Origin of the sequence: uncultured Sulfitobacter sp., from assembly GCF_947502895.1 — a bacterium.
GTDB lineage: Bacteria > Pseudomonadota > Alphaproteobacteria > Rhodobacterales > Rhodobacteraceae > Sulfitobacter.
Genome location: NZ_CANNBM010000004.1, coordinates 211,474 through 233,334 on the forward strand (window position 1 = coordinate 211,474; position 21,861 = coordinate 233,334).

The following is a 21,861-nucleotide window of genomic DNA, read 5'->3' on the forward strand; positions in this document are numbered from 1 at the left end:
ATTCCCCGCATGAACATCTTGAGCTTGATTAAAAAGAGCGGTCCTTCGCGCATGGTGGTGCTTGCGCGGGGCAGCGCCAAGACGTATCATTGCACCAACACGTAATGAAAGGCGCAACCTATGGCGCCAAAGCGCTCCAAAGGTGCGGGCGCGCTCGAACGTAGCAAATCGACGGCTCTGAGCCCCGCGCCAGTTTCGTCCGGATCGAACGACCTCTATGCGGCCCTAGATCTGGGCACAAATAGCTGTCGCATGTTGATCGCCCAGCCGAAAGGCGGGGGGTTTCATGTGGTGGATAGTTTTTCAAAGTCTGTGCAATTGGGCGCAGGGTTGGAGAAAACCGGGCGATTGTCGCGCGGTTCAATGGCGCGCACCATTCAGGCATTGCGTATCTGTCAGCAAAAATTGCGCCGCAACAAAGTAAAGCGGATGCGTCTTGTCGCCACCGAGGCGTGCCGCCGTGCGTTGAACGGGGATGAATTCATGCGTCGGGTGACGCGTGAGACGGGACTAAAGCTGGATATCATAGCACCTGAGCAAGAGGCGCAGCTGGCCGTTATCTCATGTGCGCCGTTGGTCAGTCCGAAAACAGAGAACCTGCTGGTCGTCGATATCGGCGGCGGCTCGACCGAGTTGGTGTGGATCGACATCAGTGGTGTGCCGAAACGCGACCGTGCGCAATCCATCATGCGGTTGCACAACGGGTTTGTGCAGGCACCGACGGATATACCCGCCGCGCGGGTCGTTGACTGGATCAGTGTGCCTTTGGGTGTGGCAACACTTCGTGACCAGTTCTCGGACGTCGAAGATGATGCCGCGCGCTTTGCCTTGATGAGCTGGTTTTTCGAAGAGAACCTCACCGATTTCACACCTTATCAATCCGCTCAATCCCAAGAGCGTTTCCAGATCGTAGGGACCTCGGGTACCGTGACCACAGTTGCAGCAAGCCATCTGGGATTGCGCCGCTATGACCGCACCAAAGTGGACGGCCTGCGCATGTCCAGCCAGCAGATCGATACGGTTATCCATCATTATCTGGCCATGGGGCCAGAGGGCAGGCGGGTTGACCCCTGCATCGGGCATGACCGCGCAGCGCTGATTATGTCGGGGGCCGCTATTTTGCAGGCATTGATGCGCTGCTGGCCCACAGACCGCCTTAGTGTGGCGGATCGCGGTTTGCGCGAAGGTCTGCTATACGCACAGATGAGCGCGGATGGCGTGCTCGAAGAAGGAACGTTCTAATGGGCAAAACGCCAACAGGTAAGAATACATCGGGCCGCGGGCAGCGTGACCTGAAGGTGAAGGTAAAGTCCGCCCGTGGCCGCAAGCTTAGCTCGACCCGTTGGCTGCAGCGCCAGTTGAACGATCCGTATGTGAAACGCGCCAAGGCCGAAGGCTATCGCGGCCGCGCGGCATTCAAGATTATGGAGCTGGACGACAAGTTCCGCTTTTTGGTGCCAGGCGCGCGCATTGTTGATCTGGGCGCCGCACCTGGGGGCTGGTGCCAAGTGGCGGTCAAACGCTCGAACATTCTGGGCGAGAAAAGCGGCAAGGCCATGGGCACAATCCTTGCGATTGACTTGCAAGAGATGGAACCAATTGCGGGCTGTGAGATTCACCAACTGGATTTCATGGAAGACGATGCAGACCTGAAGGTAAAGGAATGGCTGGGTGGTCGCGCGGATGTTGTGATGTCCGACATGGCCGCGTCCTCGTCAGGGCACAAGCAAACCGACCACTTGCGCATTATCGCGTTGTGCGAAGCCGCGGCGTATTTCGCGTTCGACGTTCTGGAGGAGGATGGCACGTTCATTGCCAAGACCCTCGCTGGCGGAGCCGAAGGCGAATTGCAAAAACTGCTCAAGCAACGGTTTCGCAAGGTATACAACATCAAACCCCCCTCCAGCCGTCAGGACAGTTCGGAAAAATTCGTTGTAGCGACCGGGTTTCGCGCCGATGTTTCCGCGGACGAGGAAGAGTAAACTAGAGCATCCCAACCTGCAAAACACGCGATTGCCGCATTAACCTTTGAACACCTGTTTTGCGGGCGAAAACCCGAGCTGTTGAATGAAAACCGTGGTGTTGATCTGTCGCATCGGGGGACAGTTCAGGGAAAAGGTCCGTCACTTCTTTCAATTGCGCGTGGCCGATCATTTTCAAAGCCATCTTCCCTGGAAAGAAGCTCTCGCTAGGGACGTTTTCAGCGAAAATGATTTGGTGGGCATCAAAAAGAATGTGGATATAGGTGATCTCGCGCTTGCCATGAGCGGTGCGGATTCCTGCGCTGTTTTCGGCCAGATGTCTGGCCCGTGCCAGATGCGATCCGTGCTGACCGATAAGTACCCCGTGCTGGGGGGAGACAAGTAAATCACGCTCCGCCCCCAAGATGCCACGCTGGATCAAGATCGGGCGCAGGGCAGGGCGGGCGGCAAGAAAACCTGCGCCTAGGTGGCGCTGCCCGATCCACCTGATAGGCTGCGGCCCGTTGTCCAGTGTGCAGACCATATCCCCGACACGCATCTCTTCTATCAAGACGTCACCGTGTGGTGTTCTAATCGCGGTGCCCGCTGTAAAGCACACAACGCCCGTGTTTTCTTGGGTGAAACTGCTGCTATCCGCCGATGCCCCGTCAAAGCGCATCGTATTTGCGCCAAAGCTGTCATTGTCACTGTAGTCTACCGCGTTCCCGCGGCTGTCCTCGGTGTTGGACTGGTTGAGGATGCCATCATCCTCCTGATCCTTGTACAGTTCTGATATATGGTCGTAGTAGCCTGACAGATCGACGAAATCATTATTGGTGCTGTCACCATCATCCAGTGTGCCGGTATTGCCTGTATTGAAATCAGTGATGGTTTGCGTACCTTCGCCCGCAACGAACGTATCGTTACCCGCGCCACCTGTCAGCGTGTTGGCGCCCGCGCCCCCTGAAAGACTGTCATCACCGGCACCGCCCGTGAGACTGTCGTTGTCTGCGCCCCCCGCCAGAACGTCATCACCTGTGCCGCCGTCGATTTCATCGTCACCGGTCCCACCATCAATCGTATCATTGCCGCTGCCACCGGACAGGCTGTCATCACCGCCTTGGGTCTGGATCAAATCATCGCCCGCATCGCCGCTAATTGTATCGTCAGAGCGGTCATCGGTTTCAACGGAGATGATGGTGTCGTTCCCATCGCCGCCGCTGATGCTGTCATCATCTCCGATACCGTCTTCTTCGCCGGCGAAAATCAGATCGTTACCAGCGCCGCCCAGAATGATATCGCCCTGGTCGCCCCCATCAATTGTATCGTCACCGTCCCCCCCAATGATCGTATCCGCACCCCAAAAGCCCTCGATACTGTCATTGCCTGCACCGCCATCGATAGAATCTGCGGCCGTGTTGTTGCTGTTGCCACCAAGCACGGTGTCGTCCCCGTCACCTGCATCAATGGTGACGCCGTCCGTCGTAAACGCATCGACGGAATCTGCTTGATCGGTCAGAATGATGCGTTCAATTTCGCTGAACGAAACGGTAACGTTGCCATCGCTGATCGTCCCGTCTTCGGTGTCGGAGTACACAACGGTTAAAGGGCCGGAAAGGTCCGACAGGTCAATCACATCTTCGTCTGATCCTGTGCTGCCACCATTAATTGTCTGATTGCCAAAGCCGTCCTCGAGCGTGATGGTATCCGAACCTTCACCGCCGTCGATGAAATCATCACCCGTCCCGCCACTAAGCGAGTCGTCACCAGTGCCGCCGTAAACGCTGTCATTGCCCGCATCGCCACTGATTTCGTCGTTGCCAGCGCCTCCATAGACTTCGTCATCGCCGTCGCCGCCGCCCATTCCATCGTCACCTGCGCCGCCAAAGATCGTGTCGTTGCCCGCTTCGCCGCCAATGCCATCATTCCCGGCGCCGCCATCAATCAGATCGTTGCCTGCGCCTCCGCCGATCCCGTCGTTTCCGGCCCCGCCATAAATGGTATCATTGCCTGCATCCCCGCCGATACCATCGTTGCCAGCGCCGCCATCAATCAGATCGTCACCGTCACCACCGCCGATCCCGTCTGTGCCGCCGCCGCCATAAATCGTATCGTTGCCGCCTTCACCGCCCAGATTGTCGCTGCCAGACCCGCCCACATAAATGTCATCCCCACCCGACATTCCTGCATTGTCTGTTCCGTCGCCAGATATGACAAAATCTGGCAGGCCGCCATTGTCTCCGATATTGTCGTTACCATCACTGCCGATCCGAAGATCCCATAGGCCGTCTGCAAATTCGATCTGTTCAAATCCGCCGATGGTATCCGACCCACCATTTACAGTGTCCGTTACAACGACCTGACCTGTGGGAAGGATGTCAAATGTGTAGTCGCTATGCGCTCCGTCAAAGACGACGCGATCAGATGTACCGCCACCGCCATCCAGCAAGTCCGAGCCGCTGCCACCACTGACCGTATCGACACCTCCGCCACCCGACACGGTATCATCGCCCTGTCCACCGCTGAGGCTGTCATTGCCAGTATCCCCGAAAACACTGTCATCGCCCGCGCCACCGTCAATTGTATCGCTGCGGATACCACCATCAAGTGTGTCGTTATACGCGCCGCCCTCTATGGCGTTTGTATCATCGGGATCGAATGCCGGGGTATGGATGTCGCTGTAATTCGGAGCGTTTGAGCTGTCTACCTCTCCGAATGTAGCCAATTCGTATTCAACGCCAGGAACAATTTCGTCATCTGCCCAATACCCAGAGACCGCGCCGCCCGATCCTTCGATGGCATAGAGCGTGATGGTATTTCCGGCCCCGTCATCCAGAATGTAAAACATCTCCGCATAAATTTGACCATCGTTGAGGTAATTGCCGTTGGCGTCATATTTGGTGGCGTATTGTGTTGTGTCATCGCCAACTTCGTTGTTGACGGTGTCGCCTTCGAGAGTGGCGTCTGCATCATCAATATCCCAACGTAAGATGTCGGCGGAGGCGTCGAAATCCGGATCAAGTGCCACGGTGTTGCCCGTTGGCATATAGAAGGCGTTACTGCTGTATCCGTATATAACCTGATCTGGCATCCTGACCGCTCCCCATGCTTGCGCTGTGGCCATGCGATACCAAGGTTTGATGAATCTGCAGTTGCGTAAAAACAGACAAGTTTTCGCAATGTGTTTCGACCTAAAAGGCGTGCCCTGAGGGTCCATTTACCCAGCTGTTCTGACGCATTTGTGAGCGGGCGTTGACCAAGGGTGACTTGCCAACACAATTGCAAGGCGTCACATCAATTGTATGGAATTTGCTTTCTCATATCTCGCGGGTTTGCTCACGCTCATCAATCCTTGTGTGCTGCCTGTCTTGCCCATTGTTCTGGTCAGCGCACTCAATGCGAACCGCTATGGTCCGGCGGCGCTTGCGGCGGGGATGAGCGTGTCATTCGTGACGTTTGGACTATTTGTGACAGCCTTTGGTGCCTCCATCGGATTGACGCAGGATGGTCTTGCCCAGATCGGCGCTGTCTTGATGATATTCTTCGGGGTCGTTTTGATCGTACCCGCTTTCGCGCACCAGTTCGAGACCGCCACGGCAGGCATGGCAGCACGGGCGGACAACCGGATCAATCAAATGGATGGGTCTGGTCTGCGCGGGCAATTCTTGGGGGGGTTGTTGCTGGGTGCTGTCTGGTCTCCCTGCATCGGCCCGACATTAGGCGGTGCAATTGCCCTTGCTTCGCAGGGCGGAAACCTCTGGTACGCAGGTACAATCATGCTGTTCTTCGCGCTGGGTGTGTCGACCTTGATTGTCGTGCTCGGATTTGGCGCCCGTGAGGCAATACGCACCCGTGCCCAGACTTTGCGCGGGCTTGCATCCCGCTCCAAACCCATCCTTGGGGCTACGTTTATCGCTGTGGGCCTCATGCTGTTTTTCAAAATCAACCACATCATCGAAGCAATCGCGCTGGATATCATGCCAATCTGGCTACAGGACTTGTCTGTCGCATTCTAACCAACGGAGAATTACCATGAACCGCCGTCATTTCATCACTGCCGCAGTTGCACTGGCCGCTTTGCCCCACGCCGCATTCGCAGCTGAGTTCGTAACCTATTCCCCTGGTGTTATTGAAAAGGCACTGGGTGAGGGCAAGACCGTATTCGTCGACTATTCTGCGTCGTGGTGCGGCACGTGCAAACGTCAGGGTCGCGTGATCAACGCGCTGCGTAAAAGCAATCCGAACTATGACGCGGCGATGGTATTTGTGAAAGTGGACTGGGATGATTTCGGCAAGCATAGCGTCACCAAATCGCGCAATATTCCCCGCCGCTCAACTTTGCTGGTCTTGCGCGGCGACAAAGAGCTGGGCCGCATTGTTGCCGGCACCGGCGAAAGCGAGATCAAGGCGCTGATGGATACCGGACTGTAACTGTCACTGCTGGCTGTTACGCTTTTACTCAAGTGCCATCGTGATACAGCCGCGCGGCGCGCAACAAGCCGCCATGTAAAACAGCAAACACCAGATATCTGCGCGGCGGCGAAGCCATATTCGCCGCCGCAATTTATTACAATTCCCGTAAATCGAATATCACAATTGCCATTGGCTTTGAAATTCTGCACGATCAGACACAATCGACCCTTTAGTGTTGTCTGACCTACCCTTAGCCAAGCCCGTTTCAAGTGGGCCGCGCGGGGTCGGGGCAGGTGTTAATGAATTCTGCTATTTCAATCCATTGCTTTCGTTCAAATCCGGGAACTTGCCTTTATGCCTATACTCTCTCTCCAGCGCGCTGTGTCACAAGAAGCGGACAACGCGTTTCTCAGTTTTGAAGTGAACCTCTCCGAAGCCGCCCTTGATCCGGTTACGTTCAGCTATCGGGCGTTTGAAGGGACGGCCAACAGCAATGATCTGGATTGGGGGTTCGACAGTTCAGGTCGGACTTATGGCACCGTCACTCTTGCACCAGGTGTAACAAGCGAGACGATCTTCATCGAAGCAAATACAGATTCGTTTGACGAACGGGATGAAAGCATCACCCTGCAACTGAGCAATCTCAGCGAAAACGCCGATTTTGAAGGCGGCGAATCCGTTTTACGCGCCTCTGGGGTAATCCTCGACAATGACGGCACCGGATCGAACCTCGCGCTGTTGGTTTCTGATCCTGTGCTGGTCGAAGGCGATGTCGGAACCAAAGAAGCGGTGTTTGAAATACGGCTTTCACAGCCCGCAAGCGAGGCGTTTTCCGTCACTTATGGAACCCGCGATATCTCGGCCACAAGCGGCACCGACTATATCTCGAGTTTCGGGACATTGAACTTCGCACAGGGCGAGGAAGTCAAAGAGGTGCGCGTTCAGGTTCTCGGGGATACGGTGACCGAACCGAGCGAGAGTTTTGCACTGGTGCTGGATGCGCCAAGCGGGCATACTGTGGGAACAAAAGGACTGGTTGGCGAGGCTGTCATCCGTGATGATGACGCTTCCGGTTTCCCGGTTGTGTCAATCTCCAACGCTGTAGCCCGTGAGGCGGACAACAACTATCTCAGCTTTGAGGTCACACTGTCCGAGGCTGCGCTGGATACTGTCGTGCTGACCTACCGCGCACTGGAAGGGACAGCCAGCAGCAATGATCTGGATTGGGGGTTTGATGTATCGGACCGAACAGTAGGCCAGATCGAGTTTGCACCGGGTGTGACCAGCAGAGTGATTTATATCGAGGCCAATAGCGACTCTGCTGACGGGCTGGATGAAAGCGTTATCCTGCAGCTGACCAATCTAAGCGAGAACGCGCGCTTTGCGGGCGGTGAAGATCATATTCGCGCGACGGGCGTGATACTCGATAATGATGGCGAAGGGTCCAACCTTGCGCTGTTTGTTTCCGATCCTGTGTTGGTCGAGGGAGACGCTGGCAGCAAGCAGGCTGTGTTCGAAGTGCGGCTGTCCCAACCTGCCACCACTGATTTCACTGTAACGTATTCCACACGCGACATCAGCGCGGTAGCTGGCGAAGACTATGTCGCGCGCAGCGGAACCCTAAACTTTGCCGCGGGCGAGGAAGTGAAATCCGTCAGCGTGGATGTGTTGGGTGATGCTCTGGCCGAACGATCAGAGCAGTTTGCGCTGGTAATCGATGCGCCCAGCGACCCGAGCGTCGGCATACGTGGTTTGGTAGGTGAGGCGACAATACGCGACGATGATACAGGCTCTGGGCCTGTTGTGTCGGTTGCTGATGCCGTGGCGCTGGAAGGCGACAACCAATACCTCAGCTTTGAAGTGAGCCTGTCCGAGGCGGCATTGGACACCGTGACAATGCGCTACCGCGCTCATGAAGGTACCGCGAGCAGCAATGATCTGGACTGGGGATTTGATGTGTCGGACCGATCGGTCGGCTTTGTCACTTTTGCCCCGGGTCAGACCAGCCGCATTATCTACATCGAAGCAAACACCGACTCCTTCGATGAGCGAGACGAAAGCGTTTACCTCGATCTTGCAAATCTAAGCGAAAACGCGCGGTTTGCAGGTGGTGAGACCTCGTTGCGCGCAACAGGCATCATCACCGATAATGATGGAACAGGTTCGAATGTGGCGCTGCTTGTGTCAGATCCTGTATTGGTTGAGGGGGACATTGGCGTAAAGCAAGCTGTGTTCGAAGTGCGCCTGTCGTCGGCTGTCGCCGATACGGTAAACGTGAACTATCAAACCCGTGACATCACAGCCACCGCGGGCAGCGACTATACCGCAGCGCTTGGCACTCTGACATTTGCGCCCGGAGAAACGGTAAAAACCGTAGCGGTCGATATTCTGGGGGATGCGGATGCAGAGGTGACAGAGCGATTTGCACTGGTTGTCGCAGCGCCAGACAATATCAGCCTGAACGAAGAGGGATTGGCTGGTGAGGCAACAATTCAGGATGATGATACCACACCACAGCCCGTGATCTCCATTGCTGACGCCGTAAGCCGCGAGGCTGACAACAACTATCTTACCTTCGAGATTAACCTGTCAGAAGCCTCTAACAGCCCTGTCACAATTGACTACCGCGCCCGCGAGGGTACAGCAATCAGCACTGATCTGGACTGGGGGTTTGATGTGACAAACCGCACTGTCGGCACGGTTACATTCAACCCCGGCGAAACCAGCAGGCTTTTGTACATCGAGGCCAATACAGACAGTCTGGATGAGCGTGACGAGACAATCATAATGGAGCTGTCCAACGCCACTGGTGCCAGCTTTGCTGGCGGGACCAGCACGGCGCTGGCCCATGGGTGGATTTTTGACGATGACGGTCTTGGCCCGAACCGCGCGATATCTGTAGCCCCAGCCATAACACGCGAACAGGGCGTCGATGTTGCTGAATATGAGATCCCGATCTACATGTCGCGCACAGCTTCTGTGGCTCTCAGCTTTGATGTGGCGGCGGTGGATCAATCTGCCGAACTGGGCCTTGATTACCGCTTGCTTGACAGCAGCATTACCTTCTTGCCCGGCGAGATGAGTGCGGCCGTGCAGGTGCAAATCCTTGGGGACGGTCTGGACGAGATCACCGAAACTTTTGCGCTGTCCGTGACGCCACAGGACGGCGTTCCATTTGTTGGCACCATCCCTGCGGGTATCGTCTCAATCCAGAACGGCCCGCGCGTTCCCACCAATGGGGACGACGTACTGGACGGCACAACCAGCCCTGATGTGATAAACCTGCTGGCAGGTAACGACCGTTATGACGGGCTGGCTGGCGATGATCTGGTGCGCGCAGGAAACGGCAATGACACTGTGATCGGCGGTACTGGTGCAGATACGCTGATGGGTCAGGCAGGGAATGACTTCCTGATCGGCGGTGCAGATACGGCTGCGGATGGTATCGAGGGCGGGCAGGTGTTTCGCATTTACCGCGCGACGCTGGACCGCGCCCCAGATACCGGCGGCTTCGAAGGCTGGGTAGATAATCTGGCTTCGGGGGCAGGCACGATCCTTGATGTGGTATCGGGTTTCGTCGCTTCACGCGAATTCCAGAACGTATACGGCAGCCTTGATGACAGCGGGTTTGTCTCGCTGCTGTATAACAACGTGCTAAACCGCGATGCGGATGCAGGCGGGTTGGCGGGCTGGTTGGGCCAGTTGGAGAACGGCACCAGCCGCGAACAGGTTGTCATAGGCTTTTCCGAAAGTGCCGAGTTCAAAAGCGTCACCGCCACCGAAGCCAACGCGTATTCAACTGCATTGTTCGAGCGGGGGCAGGCCAGCTATCTAGACGATGTTTTCCGCCTCTACCGTGCCACGCTGGACCGTGATCCGGACCAAGGAGGTCTCGAAAGCTGGAGCACCCAATTGGAAAACGGGCAGGAATATACTTCAATCGCGGCGGGCTTCACCAATTCGACCGAGTTCCGCAACACCTATGGTGCATTGGATGACACCAACTTTGTAACGCTGCTTTATCAAAACGTGCTTGATCGTGCGCCGGATACCGCAGGGCTGGACGCGTGGTTGCTCAACATGTCCGAAGGTCTGAGCCGTGAAGACGTGGTGCGCGGCTTTGCGCAAAGCAGAGAATTCATCAATAAAACGGCAAACGATTTCACCTCCTATATGAAAGCTGCCGGCGGTGATGTTTTGGATGCCGGTGCCGGTAACGATACGCTTGCAGGTAATTACTCTGCCGACACGTTTATCTTTGATGCCGCCGAGGACGGTACAAATGCAGTGCTGCAACTTAATGATTGGGACACATTGCAGCTTGAGGGCTTTGGGTATGCAACTGCCGCTGATGCGCTTTCACATATGTCGGTGACAGGTGCAGATGTGCGGCTGGTAGACGAAGGCGTTACCGTTATTTTCGCGGGCAGCGATCTGGCCACGTTGCAGAATGTCGACTATATTTTCGTCTGAATAATCTGCGCTTTCATGCTGAGTTCCTTCAGTGTGAAAGCGCATCCAGACTGCCCTGCACAACCATTCTCAGCGTGAATTGACCGTGAAAACGCAGCTTTTTGCGACAAAAACGCTTGCTTAAACCTAAGATGTCCAGTTCTACTTGTTTCTAGTTTTGCAGATTTTGATTTTTAAGGTCCATATTTTTAAGGATAGTCAATATGACACAAGTGCTTGCACCCGTCGGGGGGGGCTCCAACAATGGCGAAGTGATTACTTTGGCGGACGGCGGCTTTATGGCCGTCTGGACCCATCTGGTATTTAGTCTTTTTCCAATACCAAATGTCACCGATGAAAGCAGCACAGCGATATTGGGGCGTGTTTTCAATGCTGACGGCACGCCGCGCGGCGAGGTCTTTCAGGTCAATGAAACCACAGCAGACGGGCAGGGCCAGCCTGATCTTACCCTGCTGACCAATGGCAATGTTGCCGTTGCGTGGATTGACGGTCCGAACTTGACCGATTTCGATGTGGATGCACATGTGCGGATCATCGGGCCTGATGGAACACCGGTTACAGCCGAAATGGATGTCTCGACCTTCACCGAAGGGGAGCAGCGGATCGCGCAGGTCGCCCCCACAAGCAATGGTGGCTTTGTCGTTTCTTGGGAAGATGGTGCGCTTTTTGATCGCGATGAGACATGGATGTACCAGCAATATGACGCCGCTGGTGTCGCAGTGGGCGAGCGGGTGGCAGGCCGCAGAAACGTCACCGATGAAACAAGCGAACTGCTGGCGCTCGGGGACGACACCTTCACAATTGTAGGCCAGCGGAGCAATACCTTTGTGCTGGGCCAGACCTACCGCACCAGTGAGGGCCATTTGCAGATGGCCTCCCCCGGCAGTGGGGGCGAGGGAAACTTCAACCCTTTCCGCTTTGACGATGATTATGCCGCGGATGGGCAGGGCAATGCTGTCGCGGTGATCGCCAGCGGCAGCCGGATTTTCACAACCTTCTGGCAAAAGGGCTTTATCCAGAATTTCCAGAGCAGTCCGTATCCGGACGGAACACCACCATTCGAGAGTATTGCAAGCCTGCTCGTCAGCGAAGATGCGGTCACCCGCTCAACTGTTGAGCTGGGGACCGATCTACCGAGCCTTGATTTCACGCCTGCACAAGACAGTGCCGCTGCCGCGACCTATCTACCCGACGGCAGCATCGCTGTTGTCTGGACAGGTGTGTCCGGCGGCACCCGTGACCTGCCAGAGTTTTCGGTCTACGCGCAGCTTGTTGCCCAAGAGGGGTTTGTGCTGTCCGATACGGTGGTGATTGCAGATGATGCAGTGCAAGGGTCACGCATCGCGCCACCCTTTGTAAGCGCAGGGGCGGATGGCCAGCTGTTTATCGGCTGGACCGGCGCCACCGACCGCAACGGTGCTGGCACGAATGAATTGATCGGCGGCACCTTCACCATCCCGCGCAAGGATTTCGCGCTCCAGACGGATGGCGATGATGTCATCCATGGTACGCCGCAAGATGACGTGATTGAGTTCGGAGCGGGTGCAGACACTGTTTATTTGCGCGACGGGGATGATGTCTGGATTGGCGGTGCGCCTGACGAATCCAACCCGCAACGTGAAGTGTTCGGCATGGCGGGCGATGATGTATTTGCGCTGAAAACCGAATTTGACAACACCATCGCCAAAAACGGCGGCAGCGGGATCGATACACTCGATTTCAGTCTGTTTACCGCTGGCACCAACCTCAGTGCAGCAAGCCAGATCAGTTTTGAGCGGATCATAGGTACCGAATTCGATGATACAGGAGCGGCTCGGTTTTCCACAGTGGCGGACGGCTATCTGCTGCACACTGGCGGTGGCGATGATACAGTAAGGCTTGGCAATTCATGGGGCGGCACATGGGATGGCGGCACGGGCATTGATACCGCTACAAGCTTTGGCAACCGCGCCGACTATGTGATCACCAAAGAAGACGGCTATTACACATTTGGCTATCTTTATCTGCCCTATCAAAGCACAGAGCCTCCATTTGTTCAGGAGCAATACATAGGCACTCTGCGAGGGGTCGAGCGGATCCAGTTTGCTGATGAATTGGTTATTCTCGATCCAACACCTTCACTGGACAGCGGATCCTTCGCGACCAGTTTTGTGCCTCCTTTCAATCCGACGGGTACCGATGGACATGATAACCTGACAGGGGATGCCACGGACAATGTAATCAGTGGATTGGGAGGTAACGACACGCTTACCGGGGCAGGCGGCTCTGATGATCTGCGCGGTGGCACCTTCAGCGATTACCTCTATGGCGATAGCTTGGAAGTTGGCAACACCGGCAACGCGGCCAATCAGGTATATCGTCTATATCAAGCCACGCTAGACCGTGAACCAGACGCAGGCGGGCATTTGGGATGGGCCAAAATCCTGTCTGAAGCAACCCAGTCGATCACCCAGATTGCCAGTGGTTTCGTCAATAGTGCCGAGTTCCGAAATGTGTATGACGGGTTGGATGATGCAGGTTTTGTCGGGCTGATGTATCAAAACGTGCTAGGTCGTACACCGGACACCGCAGGGCTGAATGGCTGGCTGGATGTGCTGGGCAACGGTGGCAGCCGTGCTGACGTGGTCGTTGGCTTTTCCAACAGTGCCGAATTTTCGCGCGATACAGCAGCACAGGCGACCAATTTCGCCAACGCTGCGACCCAGGCCAACTGGTCTGACGATGTGTACCGTCTGTATAAGGCGACACTGGACCGCGCACCGGATAAAGCGGGATTTGAGGGCTGGACCAGCGCATTGGCCAGCGGAACGGATTTCACTACGGCGACCAATGGTTTTGTAAACAGCCGCGAATTTCAAAACACCTATGGTTTGCTTGACGATGCCGCCTTTGTCGAACTGCTCTATCAAAATGTACTGGGGCGGGCCGCGGATGCGGGCGGGCTGGCAGGATGGCTTGACCAGTTGGCAAACGGTGCCAGCCGCGCAAGCGTCGTTGGCGGCTTTTCCCAAAGCGGTGAATTTGTCCAAGCCACCGCCGCAGACCTTACGGCATGGATGAAGGGCCTCGGGGTGGATGACACGCTGGACGGGGGCGCGGATAGCAACATTTTGGTCGGCGGCCTGTTCGCTGACGTTTTTGTATTCAATGTGGAAGATAGGGGCACGCATCGCGTGCGTGATTTAGAGCAATGGGACGCGCTGAGCTTGCGCGGGTACGGATACTCATCTGCCGCAGATGTACGCACACAGATGGTCCAGCGCGATGCAGATGTATACTTTTCAGGTGCTGGCACAGAGATATGGCTTGAGAATACTCAACTCACGTCACTGACAGATGACATGCTGGGTTTCTAGGCAAAGACAAAGCTAATGGCACTCGCGCCTGTCCCCGTGAAAAATGTGGATCGCCGTTAGAGGTGCACACGTTAAGGGTGTGTCTGATGCTATAATACCCCATGCAGATCGAGATATTTCTATAGGTTATTGATAATTCTTAACTGGTTTCCGAATTTTTTATCCAACAGATTCAATGGTACTTTGAGTATCAAAAGTTAATTTTATTGACTCAGCAAAAGCCTGCCTAGACGCTGCTGGCCACAGCGCGTTTTTTTGCGATGCTGATGCCTATTTAAGAATATTTATCGAGACTAATTATGACGCGGACAACACTCTCCTTCAAAACAGAAAACCAATCCGTCTGGGGCGCCGACGTTCCCGTCGACCGTCTATCAACCGAAGACCGCTTTATTCAGGACATTTCGGTGAACAGGGACATCGGATTTGATATCGGTATTTTACGGCTTGACGGGGATTTGGTGTTTGAGGGGCGCGTAGGGTTAGAGGCCTATGTCAATCTTGCGACTGCTGGGACCTTTGATGCGGCTGCTGAATTGATGGTCGACCTTGATTATACAAGAGCGGTCTACACGGGCGACGGTGGCCCCATTTCACTGACATTTGATTTCAGTGACTATAGCTACGGCAGAACCAGCATAAATCACTTGGGCTTTGGTCTGGGGGAAGACGGCGAGGCCACCCCGACTGTCGGGGTTGATTTGATCCTTGAGCTGGATGCGGGGCTGAGAGACTTTTCTTTCTGGGCAGGGTTGCCCGCGATTGACCTCGACTTTCTCGGTGAAACCCCAGAAATCACGATTTATGAGGCCGATGTAGGCGATTTTGATTTTCCCAAGATTGATGAACGCATCCCGTTGTTTGATCTGGGCGCGGGCGACACACTCTTTGAGTACGAGAGCAAAAATGGTGTTTTTTCCGCAACTCTGAACATCCCTGCGGGCGCAAAGATTGATGAAATCGCAAACGGACTGTCAAAAGTTGAAGGCGAAGGTGTCTCTCCTGTCAAATTCATCGAGGCAGAGATCGACATCGACAAGCTGTTTACCGAAGGTCTCAAATCGCTCAGAGTAACATCAGTGATCGGTAAGCGTCTTGAGCAGACGATTTTCCGTGAAGAAACCTATGACATTAACGACTATCTCAGCTTTATTCCTGAAGGCGAACTCTCCCTTGGGATAACCGCGCTTGATCTGGGCGCGGTACTGGATGTCTCGGTGAAAGAGCGTGCTTCGCTGGATCTTACAAACAACGGCGCTGACGCGGATGTTGCTGTCTCATTGGTCTTCGACCCGACGCCACTGGATACTAGTGACAATCACCTCAACACGTCCACCACCACCAAACTGGGGCAGGTCCATACCTTTGATCTTAACACCGCCAGCGCAGGAGCTATCAGCACGGGAATTGGCAGCGCACAAGTAACGGCGCGCTATTCCCTCAAGGCTGAATATGAGCTGGGCATGGGGCTTGATGTGCGTGGTGCGCTCACTGTGACAGCCCTAAAGGCCGAATTCAGCGGCACATTGTTCGACGATGAAGCCAAGTTCGAGATCTCGGCACTGGATGCACGTTTCCCCGAAGACGGTGTCGGGTTTGATTTCATCATACCGGGCATTTCGGAATATACGGTCAGTGATTTCAATACAGTCACCGAAGTGTACGATGTCGCCTATTCCGACTTTGCCCCCAGTGGCTATGACCCCGATGCGCCGGATGCAGACGATGAACTGCTGCGCCTTATCAATGATGTGAAGAACTCTTCGCTGTTTTCGCTGACAGAACTGCTAGGCGGAGAGACTGGAGATTTCGTCGATGCCACAAACCGGGGCAGCTTTGATGCGGTGCAGGCCGCGTCAGAGGCAAGCCCGACCGGCGCGGCCTCTGTCGTGAACACGTTTTACTTCCGTGGCGGCTATACCACGCTGACATCATGGGATAATTCTGATTGGTTGTTGTGGGAAATCCCGACTGACAGCACCTCATGGGACGATGATATTACATCGCTCAACAGTGGTATCGGAGCAGGTGTCAGGTCGAGTTTCGAAAGAAAACTGCAACTGCTGCACACCTATGATCCGGACGCGGGCCTTGGATCAGGCTCTTCAGGATATCAAAGTGGCAGTGGTCTTGATAGCAACCAGCTGTTGTGGCGTGAGGACCTTATAGGCAGAACACCCGGCGTCAACGTCATCAGTGGCAGCGGTGATGATCTGATTACGTACAACAGTACGTTTTACAGTCAGTATTTTGATGGCGGGGATGGCCATGACATTTTCGTCGCAGATCTGAGCGCGGAGACCAGAGGCCGCGATGTTGTGATTAATGCGCTCGATTGGGGGGCTGGCTCCACAATCCCAACCTTTTATCCCCATGAAACCCTGCACGTTGATAATTTTGAAGGCTTCTTCATCAAGTTGGGGACAGGCAACGACAAGGTCGTCATTCCCTTGTTTAGTACCGGGTTTAGCAATTTCACCACCGAGATGGGCCAGAGTTTTGTTGATACGGGCGGCGGGAATGACTTTGTGTCAAATGACTTCACCACCCGAATACTCTCCGCTCAGGACCATAACGGCGACATCAGCAAGGACGTTATCTTGTTGGGCGCGGGCGATGATCTGGCACATGCCTATGGCACGAACGCCAACAACATCAGCGACTTCTACGCAGGTGGTGACGGGCTGGACCAAGTCAACCTGATCGGCGGCCGCGCTATTGGCAACACCCAGTTCAACAGCAGTGACCGCGCCATCGGCATCAACATTCAGGCGGCTGACGGAACCTTGGCATTTTCGGGTCAGGGGATCACGGGAAATGATAGTTTTTCAGACATCGGGCGCCTACTGAGCGCCTATTCCGACAATATTGTCGACGCACCTGGGGACCTCGCGCGTTTTGCGCTGACAGACGGCAGTTATATTGAAAGCAGCGAAGTCGCAGCCGTGCATTACACCCACGGTCGTGACAACGATTTTGGTTCGACCGTGATTTTTGCAGATGTTGAGGCGATCGGTGCGCGGGTGAATTCCGGCGTCAGCAACATCGCCCTGTTTACGGGCGCCACGGGTTCAGATGCGTATGTTGGCTCGGCGTTTAACGATGTCAGGAACCCGATTGATCTTTTTGTTGCAGATTTTGCGGCGACAAAGACATTGGATAAGGGCGAGATTGACGGCGGTGGCAAAATCGCGCGTCTGACCGATATCGAGAACGTGTCGCTGGATATTTCTTCAGCCTCCAACCTCAATTTCGTAAACAGTTCGGGCATCAGCGGTTTTGACCGGCTCTACGTGCGTGGTACGGACGGCAATGACCGCTTTATCGGGTCAGGCGAGATAAGTCGCGCAGATTATATCAATGGCGGCGCGGGTAATGATTTTATCGACGGCGGGGATGACCGCAGCGCCGATCTGCTGATTGGTGAAGCCGGCTCGGACATATTTATGTGGTCCAATGACGGGCTGGATACTGTCCGCGGCGGTGAGGCGCTTGGAAACGAGTCTATTGCAGAGATTGACTGGCTCATCATCGGAGACCGCGACGATACAAGTGTTACGGCGGGCCTGAACTATCGCTACACGGCCAATGTATTTAACCTCTTCATCAACAACGCGCCTGTACGCAACGCCGAGAGCAACTTTGGCGATCTTTGGGGGCTTCTCAACTCTGATCCCTACAACGCGTTGTCTGTGTTCAACATCGGTTACGGAACGGGTCTTGGGGTTGAATTCATCTCTGTCGAGAAAACCAACGTATTAGGCTCTGCCGCATATGACGATCTGGTCGTGTACCAGCAAGGCACCTATTACGATATGGGCGAGCGGGACGGAGATGCGGATGTTTTTGTTGGTAAATTCACCAATTCCGAGGTCGGCATCACTTTCACCATCACGGACAATGAAACAACAGGTCAGACGCTAGAGAACGGCACAGAAGTGATTGGTGCAGACCGTGCCATGCTGCTTGGCTCTGCCAACCGCGACAATTTCACAGGCGGTGCACTGCAAGATTTCCTGCACGGCGGTGATGGGGACGATACGCTAGATGGCGGCGCGGGCGATGACCTGATCCGTGGTGGTAACGGCGACGATGTGATCCGCTGGCGTGGTGAGGGCAATGCCACGGTTGAGGGTGGAAACGGCCATGACAATCTGATCATCGGCAATGCCGACGAACAACTGAGCAGTGCAATAGAATGGCAGTTCTATGACGCAAGCGGGGCCGCCGAAACAGGTATTCTTGGCGGCACATCGGGTATGTTTGAACTGTTCGGCCCGACATTCGAGCAAACAGTGGACGAACGCGCAGATATTATCATCGGCGGTAACAAGGTGAATGTGCTGGGGGTTGAGGGGATTTCAATCATCGGCTCCGACCTGCACAGCGATTTGTTTATCCATGACGAAGGCATATTGTATTTTGGCGGGCGTGGCACTGCCACCGATACTTTTGCCGCAATACTCTCTGATGTAACAGATGATCTGCTGCTGCGGGCAGACGGACGAGATGCTTACAACAATGTAGCAGCCGAACCAGTATACTGGTCTATCGGGGACGGCAGCGAGATCGCCGAGATGGAGCGTTTCATTCTGTTGTCAGGGCAGGGTAACGACCGCATTGTGGGCGGTGCATCTGACTACGGTGATCTGATCTCGGGCAACGCGGGCAATGACACGCTCGAAACAGGTGGCGGCCTGCTGGACCGGCTGGAAGGAAACACTGGCGATGACTTGCTTATTGCCACGAAAGGCACCTCAGGGGCCGACTTCTTTGGCCAAGAGGGCATTGATACCTTCGTGGGAGAGGCCGAGGGTGAAATCTCGCTTAGGGTACTGACAGATGTATTCACTCATTCGGGCGAAATGGTCACGGCCGCAGGGTTTGATCTTGCAACAGCCCAAAGCCTTATGGCCCGCCTCAGCGATACAACAGGTATCAATTATTTCAGCGACGCACTCTCATTGTTCAAGCTGCTAACGATTGAGAAATATCACCTGACCGCAGGTGCCGGGGACGATGTTTTGTTAGCCGCCGAGGGTAATTCGGTTCTCTTTGGTGGCGCAGGGGATGATGTGCTGCTCTCGCGCGCTGGGGATGATGTGCTGATAGGCGAAGCGGGCTTGGACACCTATGTTTTCGACGCGGATTTTGGCGACGATGTAATCGCAGCAGAAGACATTGGTGGCGGCCGCTTGATGTTCACAGACCATGCCCGTGCTGATCTGGCTTTCACGGCACAGGGCAATGACCTGATCGTTACGGCATCAGGCGGTACAATTCGGGTCCGTGACTATTTCCAGACAGGCGGAAATGGTGCGAATTTTGAAATCGTCACCACCGATGCGACGTTCAACCCTGACCTGAGCAACCTTGGCGGTGCAGTCACGGCCGCACTGGCCCGGGCTGAACGGGCGCAAGGCGACGAAACATCAAACCTTGGGGCAGGGTTTCTGGAAACAAGCACAGGCGGGTCCGATGCCGCAATGCGCAAGGCACTGGGCGTAGTTCAGGGGCAAGATGGCGACGACCAGATTGTAGCCTTTGAAGGTGCCAATGTGATTGACGGCGGCGAAGGCAATGATGCGGTCTATTACAGTGAATCATCCGCGGGCGTGCGTGTTGATCTCACTACGGGCTTGGGTAGCGCAGGCGCAGCCGAGGGCGATCTGTACCTCGGGGTAGAGAATGTGATCGGCTCTGAACACGCCGATACATTGACCGGCAATGGCGAAAGCAATTTCCTGAACGGTGACAAAGGTCGCGACCTTCTGAGCGGCAATGCGGGCGCAGATGAAGTATTCGGTGGAGGAGGCGAAGACACGGTCGACGGCGGAAGCGGTGATGATGCACTGTCAGGCGGTCTGGGCGCCGATAGCGTTTTGGGCGGTTCGGGAAATGATCTGGTATCCGGCCAGCAAGGCGATGACACACTCATGGGCGGCGAAGGCGATGATGCCATCTTTGGCGGTAATGGTAATGATGCTCTGAAGGGCGACGCAGGCAACGACACTCTTTATGGTGACGCAGGCAGCGATACATTGGATGGCGGTGCAGGACTGGGAGACCGCGCCGATTATACAACCTCTTCGGCAGCTGTTCAGATCGATCTCAACCGGATGGCCCAGACAGGTGGTCATGCAAATGGCGATATCCTCATGAACATCGAAGATGCCGTGGGCAGTGCAATGCATGATATACTGAGAGGTACCGACGCCGTTAATATGCTGGGTGGGCAAGCAGGCGATGACCTGATGTATGGCCGCGGTGGCAGTGATTTTCTTGCAGGTGGCGATGGCGATGACAGTCTCAACGGTGGTGAAGGCGCAGACGTTTTGTGGTCCGGTGCGCAAGATGATGTTGTTTATGGCGACGACTTCCAGATCAGCTATGCGCTAGAGCAGGCAAACCAGATTTTCCGCCTTTATCAGGCCACGTTCAACCGGACGCCGGACGCAGCGGGTCACATGCTTTGGACTTCTGTGCTTTCGACGGGTGCCCAGACACTGGCGCAAGTGCGTGACAGGTTTGTGAATTCCCAAGAGTTCCGCAACAAATATGAAGGGTTCAGCGACGGTGATTTCGTAAAAGAAATGTATATCAACGTGTTGGACCGCGACTTTGATCAAGGCGAAGTGACCCAAGCGGAAGTTGACAGCTGGACGAGCCAGCTTAATGCGACATTTACGCGGGCTGATCTGGTGAATGGCTTCGCCGAAAGCCGCCAGTTGATCAACAAAACCCTCGAAGCCGCAAACGCATTGGCGATAAACAGCGAAGTCACCAGCTGGAGCGATGACGTCTACCGCCTGTACCGTGCGACACTGGATCGCGATCCCGATCAGGGTGGATTTACGGGCTGGGCAGAGCAGTTGTCCCAAGGCGCCGATCTCACCCGTATTATCGCGGGGTTCACAAATTCTGCCGAGTTTGCAAATGTCTATGGTGCTTTGGAAAATCCTACCGACTTTGTAACGCTGCTTTACAATAACGTCCTAGACCGCGCGCCCGATGCCGCTGGCCTTACCGGTTGGCTTGAGCAGATGGCAGACGGCCTATCGCGGGAGGAAGTCGTGCAAGGCTTCTCGCAAAGCGCCGAGTTTAGAGCGGAAACCGCACCCGAGCTAAAGCAGTGGGTCCGCGATCTGGAGGCAGGTGACGATATTGATGGTGGCGCAGGCGAGAACCTTCTTGCCGGCGGCTTGATGGCCGACCATTTCAACTTTGCCCAAGAGGATGAAGGCGCCCACACGATTATTGATCTGGAAGCATGGGATTTCCTGAGCTTTGAAGGGTTCGGCTATACCGACGTCGCCGATGTGCGCGCGCAATTCACCCAAACCGGCAGCTCCGTCGTATTCGATGATCAAGGGACCACAGTTACCCTGCGCCAAACAGCAATTAACGATGTGACCGACGATATGATCCTGATCTGATGCGCCAACAAATCAAAGGCCTGCTTTGCCGAACTGCATGTCTAGCAGTCAGGCAAAGCAGTGGTCAAAAAAACATTGGTCAACACAGGCCGTGGAATAAACGCTTGCGGAAATAGGATCAGCGGTTACCCGCGAAAATTCGCAATCCAGCCTAGGGTGCTGATAGCAAAGGTTTTACTAAACGCGTCACTACGTATTTTGCCTGCTTTCAGACGTGCAGAA

At 55.0% G+C, this 21,861-nt stretch carries 8 protein-coding genes; 7 read left to right on the plus strand and 1 reads right to left on the minus strand.

From position 1 onward, the window contains the following. Nucleotides 1-120: 120 nt before the first annotated feature. Nucleotides 121-1,242 carry a Ppx/GppA phosphatase family protein gene (locus Q0903_RS16080; RefSeq protein ID WP_299030400.1) on the plus strand — a complete coding sequence of 374 codons (1,122 nt, stop codon included), beginning with the start codon at nucleotides 121-123 and terminating at the stop codon, nucleotides 1,240-1,242. Then, nucleotides 1,242-1,982 (plus strand): RlmE family RNA methyltransferase, encoded by a 741-nt coding sequence (locus Q0903_RS16085; RefSeq protein WP_299030403.1) that lies wholly within the window; start codon nucleotides 1,242-1,244, stop codon nucleotides 1,980-1,982. Before Q0903_RS16080 ends, Q0903_RS16085 begins: the two co-directional genes overlap by 1 nt. A gap of 1 nt (nucleotide 1,983) precedes the next feature. Here Q0903_RS16085 and Q0903_RS16090 read toward each other — a convergent pair whose 3' ends face one another. Further along, entirely contained in the window at nucleotides 1,984-5,052 is a 3,069-nt protein-coding gene (locus tag Q0903_RS16090; protein ID WP_299417045.1) for a Hint domain-containing protein, read from the minus strand. A gap of 211 nt (nucleotides 5,053-5,263) precedes the next feature. Between Q0903_RS16090 and Q0903_RS16095 the strand changes: the two genes are divergently transcribed. From Q0903_RS16095 to Q0903_RS16115, 5 genes are all read left to right on the plus strand, one after another. Continuing rightward, entirely contained in the window at nucleotides 5,264-5,977 is a 714-nt protein-coding gene (locus Q0903_RS16095; RefSeq protein WP_299030409.1) for a cytochrome c biogenesis CcdA family protein, read from the plus strand. A gap of 16 nt (nucleotides 5,978-5,993) precedes the next feature. Next, nucleotides 5,994-6,392, plus strand: coding sequence for a thioredoxin family protein (locus Q0903_RS16100; RefSeq protein ID WP_299417047.1), 399 nt, complete (start codon nucleotides 5,994-5,996; stop codon nucleotides 6,390-6,392). 336 nt (nucleotides 6,393-6,728) lie between these two features. Beyond that, entirely contained in the window at nucleotides 6,729-10,847 is a 4,119-nt protein-coding gene (locus Q0903_RS16105; protein WP_299417049.1) for a Calx-beta domain-containing protein, read from the plus strand. Nucleotides 10,848-11,050: 203 nt separating this feature from the next. Further along, nucleotides 11,051-14,203 carry a DUF4214 domain-containing protein gene (locus Q0903_RS16110; protein ID WP_299417051.1) on the plus strand — a complete coding sequence of 1,051 codons (3,153 nt, stop codon included), beginning with the start codon at nucleotides 11,051-11,053 and terminating at the stop codon, nucleotides 14,201-14,203. 299 nt (nucleotides 14,204-14,502) lie between these two features. After that, complete coding sequence (locus Q0903_RS16115; protein WP_299417053.1) at nucleotides 14,503-21,639, plus strand: DUF4214 domain-containing protein; 7,137 nt, start codon at nucleotides 14,503-14,505, stop codon at nucleotides 21,637-21,639. The last annotated feature ends 222 nt before the right edge of the window (nucleotides 21,640-21,861 follow it).